This window comes from Acetobacter sp. DmW_136 (assembly GCF_008690365.1).
In the GTDB taxonomy this organism is placed as follows: Bacteria; Pseudomonadota; Alphaproteobacteria; order Acetobacterales; family Acetobacteraceae; genus Acetobacter; species Acetobacter oryzifermentans.
In genome coordinates this window covers 1-4,707 of record NZ_VHON01000049.1, presented here as the reverse complement: position 1 = coordinate 4,707, position 4,707 = coordinate 1, and the positions used below count along the sequence as shown (strand labels likewise).

The 4,707-nt window shown below is 49.1% G+C and carries 6 protein-coding genes and 1 pseudogene; 5 read left to right on the top strand and 2 right to left on the bottom strand.

Going from position 1 to position 4,707, the window contains the following annotated elements:
• Positions 1–126 precede the first annotated feature (126 nt).
• Positions 127–504, bottom strand: a complete 378-nt coding sequence (locus FKW31_RS16470; RefSeq protein WP_408736665.1) for a hypothetical protein — start codon at positions 502–504, stop codon at positions 127–129.
• 184 nt (positions 505–688) lie between these two features.
• Positions 689–2,005 carry a globin domain-containing protein gene (locus tag FKW31_RS13745; protein ID WP_003631267.1) on the bottom strand — a complete coding sequence of 439 codons (1,317 nt, stop codon included), beginning with the start codon at positions 2,003–2,005 and terminating at the stop codon, positions 689–691.
• A gap of 88 nt (positions 2,006–2,093) precedes the next feature.
• Here FKW31_RS13745 and FKW31_RS13740 point away from each other — a divergent pair, with 88 nt between their 5' ends.
• The 5 genes and pseudogenes from FKW31_RS13740 (at position 2,094) to FKW31_RS13720 (ending at position 4,641) form a co-directional block, all read left to right on the top strand.
• Positions 2,094–2,546, top strand: a complete 453-nt coding sequence (locus FKW31_RS13740; RefSeq protein WP_026019419.1) for an Rrf2 family transcriptional regulator — start codon at positions 2,094–2,096, stop codon at positions 2,544–2,546.
• Between the two features lies 1 nt (position 2,547).
• Positions 2,548–3,039, top strand: a complete 492-nt coding sequence (locus FKW31_RS13735; RefSeq protein ID WP_035366749.1) for a DinB family protein — start codon at positions 2,548–2,550, stop codon at positions 3,037–3,039.
• Positions 3,040–3,060: 21 nt separating this feature from the next.
• Positions 3,061–3,856, top strand: a pseudogene (locus FKW31_RS13730) (IS5 family transposase).
• An 88-nt stretch (positions 3,857–3,944) separates the two neighbouring features.
• A complete protein-coding gene (locus tag FKW31_RS13725) occupies positions 3,945–4,364 on the top strand; it encodes a nucleotidyltransferase domain-containing protein (protein WP_006115565.1) in 420 nt (139 codons plus the stop codon).
• Positions 4,357–4,641 (top strand): hypothetical protein, encoded by a 285-nt coding sequence (locus tag FKW31_RS13720; protein ID WP_150178816.1) that lies wholly within the window; start codon positions 4,357–4,359, stop codon positions 4,639–4,641. The genes FKW31_RS13725 and FKW31_RS13720 overlap by 8 nt, the downstream gene beginning before the upstream one ends.
• The last annotated feature ends 66 nt before the right edge of the window (positions 4,642–4,707 follow it).

The following is a 4,707-nucleotide window of genomic DNA, read 5'->3' as shown; positions in this document are numbered from 1 at the left end:
CAACACAATGGCTCTGGACATATAACCATGACAGACCCAACATGGGGAACAGCGGGCTAACCCCCGCCCAGAAACTAAAAACAGCTGCCTGAATTCTCATTCAATGCCCCACTAAAAATGGGGGGATTACCATACGGCATCGGGTAACACAACCGTGTCTTGTGTCAGATCGATGCCACGAAGATCCTCACGCATATGGGTTGTCGCAACCGTCTGCTTTTCCGGAGACAGATGGGGAAAGGTCCTCTCTCCGACATCGTGTGCATAATTTTCCCGTGTTGAAAGCGCAATATTTTTTAGTAAGGATGCTGTGTAATCTTCTCCATAATACGAGCCCATACCATACAGACTGCCATAATCCATCAGGTCTGCTTTCTGGAACCCGCCTTTACCAGCGATAATGTCATCTGCAGTCATGATGACATCCCCGGACCGGGAAACAAATCTCTGAGGCTGAGGTGGAACACCCTGATATGTCCTGAGTGTTGTCCAGAACAGCAGCATCGCGGTAGCAAACCCGACAACAAGTAAAACCCACTTCAGGACAGTGCTGACAGGATCCCTGTCAGCACGATTGACTAATGACGTCTTGGACATCCTGAACGGACTTTCTGGCTAAAACTTTAAGAAAACAGAAAAAAAGCGACCGGACGACCTCCTCCTTTCTGAGAAGGTCGTCTGACAGGTTTCAGATCACCAGAGCCGGATCAGATGCGGAGCCAAAAATCTCATAGCGGATCTGAGAGCCTGACAACTGCTCGTTACGCAAAGTTTCAATCATGTCGCGCATGAAAGAATCCGGGCCACAGATGTAATAGGTCGCTGCGTGATCAAGGTTTTTGCGCAGCCAATCTTGTGTAATATGACCTGAATGAACCGTAATACCCGCAGAAGAGACAGCTTCTGGTATTGTTCTCTTGCTACCTGTCAAATGACTGAGTGTTCTATGCAGCCATCCTGATGAAGCAACATTGGATTGCGCAACAGGCTGTCCTGGAAGGTTTCCCGCAGGAACATTGCCCTTTGCAAAAAAGAACTCAGCTGTCAGTTTTCCTGCAGTCGCCAGAGACGTCACAAAAGGCACAAACGCTGCCAGATCAACTGTGTCGGCTCCCAGAACATAATGTATTTTACGACCAGAATGTGTTGCGACAAGATCTTCAATCATAGAGATCAGCGGCGTGAGACCAACGCCTGCCGCCAGAAGAACGACCGGGGCATGACTGGCTTCATCCAGAAAAAAATCACCCGCTGGATTAGCGGCCTGAAGAATGTCACCGACCTGCACACTGTCGTGAAGCCACGTTGAGACTACCCCCTGATCATGACGCTTGACAGTAATACGGTAATGGTCGGCCCCAGGTGCTGAAGAAATACTGTAATTACGTCGTTGTGACCCGTGACCCGGAATATCAAGTTTGAAGCTCAGATATTGGCCGGCCTTATGATGAAAAAGCGGCTTTCCATCGACTGGAACCAGATCAAACGAAGTAATGAAAGGCGTTTCTTTGTGCCGTGCTCGGACCGTGAATTCACGCCACCCCTTCCAGCCTCCAGGAGCATGTTCGTGCTCGTCATAGATCTGTTTTTCTCGACCGATCAGGACATCTGCCAGAAACCAGTAAGCTTTACCCCATGCATCAATAATTTCCGGAGTCGCCGCATCGCCGAGAACGTGCTTGATAGCACCGATCAACGCGTCTGCAACGAAAGGATAATGCTCAGGCAAAATGTTCAGGCCAACATGCTTTTCGGCAATGCGCTCGACCATGCCGCGCAGCTTTCCAAGATCATTGATATGCTCGGCATACGCGAGAACAGCCAGCGCCAGTGCTTTGGGCTGCTCCAGATCCCGCTGATGGGAGAGATTAAAGAGATCTCGAATTTCGGGGTGCGACAGAAGACGCTTGTACATTTCTTCCGTAATCGCAAGACCGTGCGCTTTGAGAGCTGGAACTGTCGCAACAACGAGAGCGCGTGTTTTTTCGTCGAGTGGGGCGGACATTGTGATTCGATCCTTTAAGGTTCATAGTCCATACACCTTTTGTGTCAGACATCTTGGAAAATCTGTCAAGTAGATGCATGCTGTAGGTATGAAACTTAATTTGCAGACCGATTATGCGCTCCGTGCACTGATCTTCCTGGGTAGTCGAACTGATCGACTGTCTTCCATTCGGGAGATCGCTGAGACCTACAGGATTTCTGAAACTCACATGGTCAAAGTGATTCATCGTCTGGGTAAAGGTGGTTTTATTGAAACCCTGCGTGGTCGCAATGGTGGTATCCGTTTGGGAAGGTTGGCCGAAACGATACGTATCGGTGCAGTCGTAAGTTATATGGAAGAAGACATGAGCTTGCTTGATTGCCTCAGCCACAAAACTTGTGAAAGAGAGGGCACGTGTATTCTTATGCCCTCATGTCGACTCCGAGGGGTTCTGTCAGAAACAATGCAGGCGATGATGTCCGTTCTCGACCGCTACACTCTGGCCGATATGATTACTCCGTTTGAATGTGAACGACTCATCAGAAATGAAACAAAGGATTAATATGTCAGGATTAATGGAATACAAAAAGTGGATGGATGAAAATCTGATTACATGTCTTATGAATGCAGAAAAGTCAGGTGATCAGGAAATCGTCGAAACAATCCTGTTCTGGTTAGCACATATCAATATTGTCGACGAGATTTTCCGCGCACATCTAACGAAAACGAAACACGTTTATTCAAAAACTGTAGTTGATAAACTACCTTCAGCGACCGAACTGATCACAAGTGTTCGTAATACAGACAATTGGCTGATAAATTATGAGACAAATCTGTCTGAACATGATCGACAGGCAGTATTTGACTTCACATACACCGATGGAGAACCTGGTCAGTTAACCGCACAAGGCATCCTGACTCATCTTCTTACTCATGGTCTATATCACATAAGTGTCGTTGATGACAGAATCAGCAAGCGCGGATACGATGTCAATGGAATCCTGTTCACCACTCATATGAAACATAGAAAACAGCTAGGACCTGTTAGATCTTGAAACTCTTCCCATATTACGAGGATGGAAGAAGGGGACGGAACAGGCACTTTTACGAACGAGACATGGTTGATCTGGGAACCTCTGATTGAGACGCTTCGCCCAAGAGATAAGACGCCGCCCATGACCTGCGGCGTACGATAGCAGCGATTTTCTAGCGCCAATGAGAATGGCACGAAATGACGGTGTATCCGCGCTGAACTGGGTGCTTGGTGGCGGGCAACGCAGCTTTTCATCCGCCGGGTGAAACTCGACGGATGGGAGCGTCTGCTCGAACTGGTTCAGGAACAACACGGAGTGACGCTCGGAATGACTTTTCTGGATAACACGAACATCTGGGCTCACGGCAAAGCGGCAGGAGCCCAAAAAAGGGACCTCTTTCGAAGAACGAGACCATCGTGAAACACTTGGCCACCCTCGCCGCGGGTATGGCACGAAAGTATGCGTGATCACTGATAGACAAGAAAAAGCCTTCGGTTTTGCTCTGGCCCCAGAACAAGCTCATGAACTGCCTCTGTCACCAGCTATGCTCGACAGCTTTCCCGTCATTCCCCTGTGGGTCGTGGCGGACAAGGGTTACGCGCCAAACGCCTTTAGTGAACGGAGATGAGGTATGGAAGCACGACCCGCCATCCCAGCGAAACAACGTAATGGAGCGGTCGCCTGCCCAAAATGGGTCTATCGGTGCCAACATCTCGTTGAGAACCATTGGGCTCGCCTCAAGGAGTGGCGCGCTGTCGCAACTAGATACGAAAAAACAGCAACAGCGTTCCTCGCCGTCATCCACATCGCTGCCGCAGCAGACTGGATCAAGCCCTAACAGGTCCTAGAATTGAGAGACCTGACGTCTTTCTGCAATATGTGGTAAAGAACCTAAAGCACACTAGAACACTGAGCGGATATTCAAGATGCAAACCATGATTATCGGCGAGAAACGAGAACGTGCCCTTTCTGGAGAAATTCAAGCAAACGCCGTAGAGCGCAGAAGGCATAACAATCAGCGTGCGCATGACCTGCTTGCTGGCGAACCAAAGCTGAAGACCCTTGTCGCACTCGCGAAAAAACAACTCAAGGCCAAACAGGTCTGGATTTTCGGTAGCCGCGCCAATGGGACAAACCGGCCAGATAGCGACTGGGACATTTTCCTCGTCCTCCCCAATACGGCCACTGATAATGATCTTAATCCCGTTACGACCTGGTCTATTGGGCGAAGCGCCGGGTTGATTGCTGATGTTGTCGCTGAACGCGATATTGAAGTCCGTTCAGCAATCAACGTGCCGAATACTTTGTCGTATGTCTTACATCGTGAAGGTGTTCGCGTTGCCTGAAAAGTCTGATCCCATTGCGAAAAAAATCGGCGCGCAGATATGGTTGGCAAGCTGTTACCTTCATGATGCAAAAACACTTCTTGAGGCACGCAGCCGAAATGCAGTCAATCAACTCTTTTATGCGGTTGAGGCGCTCTTGATCGCAACGATGACAGCCGAAGGACTACATATTAACCGGCATCAACAACATCAATTAGGCGCGATACTTGATACCATGCCTGATGAAAATCCATGGAAGCCGGAATTTCGTCCACTAGGCTCAGGACTCATTCTTTGAGGTAGAAGATGAAGCTTGCTGCGATGTGGATAGCGGACATGAAAGTGTGTGCGCAGCGGTCATATC